Origin of the sequence: Aquimarina aquimarini (assembly GCF_900299535.1) — a bacterium.
Classification (GTDB): Bacteria; Bacteroidota; Bacteroidia; order Flavobacteriales; family Flavobacteriaceae; genus Aquimarina; species Aquimarina aquimarini.
In genome coordinates this window covers 1-1,757 of record NZ_OMKE01000004.1, presented here as the reverse complement: position 1 = coordinate 1,757, position 1,757 = coordinate 1, and the positions used below count along the sequence as shown (strand labels likewise).

The following is a 1,757-nucleotide window of genomic DNA, read 5'->3' as shown; positions in this document are numbered from 1 at the left end:
GAAATGGAGGGCACTGAAAAAGCTTAACTTTTTCAGCAATGACTAGAAAAAGGCGATTAAATAAACATTGATTTTATTTAATCGCTTTTTTCATTTGAAGCCGTAATATTGAGATTTGATTATTTTAAAACAGTTTACAGAGCTTATTTTGCCTCTACAATGCCTTTTGGGACATACTACTTTATACTATCGTTCTAATTTTAAGATTCTTTTCAAATTAACAGTAAATATTGCTATCGCACCTTGCATTTGCATATTTTCAATACCATATGAACTTGCTCTTCTATAACCATGAACGTTTTTTAGCTCACTGTTTTTTGCTTCTATTTTATACCTGTGCTTGGATTTTTCTTTATAATAATCGGTTTCTTGAAAAGATATTTGTTCTTGATGCAGATCTGATTTTATAGATACAGAGTAAGTTTTAGTTTTTGCTCCAGGTTTATAACAACCATCTCTCAATGGGCAGGTTCTGCATTTTTGCACATCAAAGTAATACGTATCTACTTGATTTTCTCCACTATTTTTTTTGCCCTGACGAGCCTTTCGTATGGCCATATGGCCAGCAGGACAAACAAACCTATCTGCATCTTTATTGTAATCAAATTTATCTTCATCCTTTCGAATACCTTGGGTTATTGAAGGATTTAACCTAGCTATTATTTTTATGTTTTGTGCACTGGCTAGCTTTAAATTTTCTTTCCCCGAGTAAGCAGTATCACCAACAATGGTATCTACTTCCATTCCATTTTGCTGGCTGACCCTCAATAATTTTGGTAGTTCAGGTCCATCTCCTTTTTCTGCTGAAGTTATTGTTGCCGCTGTAATTATGCGTTCTTCAGTCATTGCAATATGTGTTTTGTATCCAAAAAATGAACTATCTGCCGATTTATGTCCAGTCTTAGCCTCCATATCTTTAGACAAGATAAAATTATCTTGGGTGTCTTCTACTGTCTCCTTTAATAGATTCAATTTCTCTTTAACTGTAGGTATAAGGCTCAAGGTTGGATCTGACTCAATTACATTTTCAAGTTCTTTGCAATAGGCTATCTCACTCTGTAGATTGTCATCCATATTTTTAACTGGTAGTTGTCCTTTCAAATTTTCATCTACGGTATAGATCGCTTTGCGTAATAGTTTTGAACGCTCTTTGAGTACTTCAATGGCTGAAAATGGATTTGACCTCGACAAAGTATGTGTCGCATCTACTATGATTGATTTCGAGCGAACAATACCCTTTTCAATAGCAATAGAAACTGTTTTTCCAATCAAAAGATTCAATAGATCAGCATCTTTCAATCGTAACTTTCTGAATTTTGTCAGTGAACTGGCATTGATAACGTCTTGCTCTGGGCTCATTCCAAGAAAATATTTAAAGGACATGTCAAAGCGTGATCGCTCTACAACATCTACGTCTGAAATTGTGTAAATAGTTTTCAGTAAAAGATACTTGAACATACGAATAGGACTCTCTGCATTACGCCCATTGTTTGAACAATACTTGTTTGCCAATTCATCATAAATAAAGGAGAAGTCAATTAATTCGTTAATCTTTCTAAGAAGATTTTCTTTCGGAACAATCAAATTGTATAAATCGCTGTACGCACTTAATTGCATTTCTTGCTGTTGCACCAACATAAATAAGCATCTTAAATTCAAGATTTAAGATACAAAAAAGGAGCGAAAACATTGTCGTTTTCACTCCTCGTATTTTAATCCTTTTAAAGGACTTTTTCAGTGCCCTCAAAATTTTTAGG

General features: G+C 33.9%; 1 protein-coding gene. It reads right to left on the bottom strand.

What is annotated here, in order from left to right:
* Positions 1-186 precede the first annotated feature (186 nt).
* On the bottom strand, positions 187-1,638 hold the full coding sequence (locus DG508_RS01050; protein WP_108866373.1) for an IS1182 family transposase: 1,452 nt from the start codon (positions 1,636-1,638) through the stop codon (positions 187-189).
* Positions 1,639-1,757: the final 119 nt, after the last annotated feature.

Bases quoted from the DNA above. Each gene is read 5' to 3' on its own strand.
- DG508_RS01050 (WP_108866373.1), bottom strand. From the start codon at position 1,638: ATGTTGGTGCAACAGCAAGAAATGCAATTAAGTGCGTACAGCGATTTA.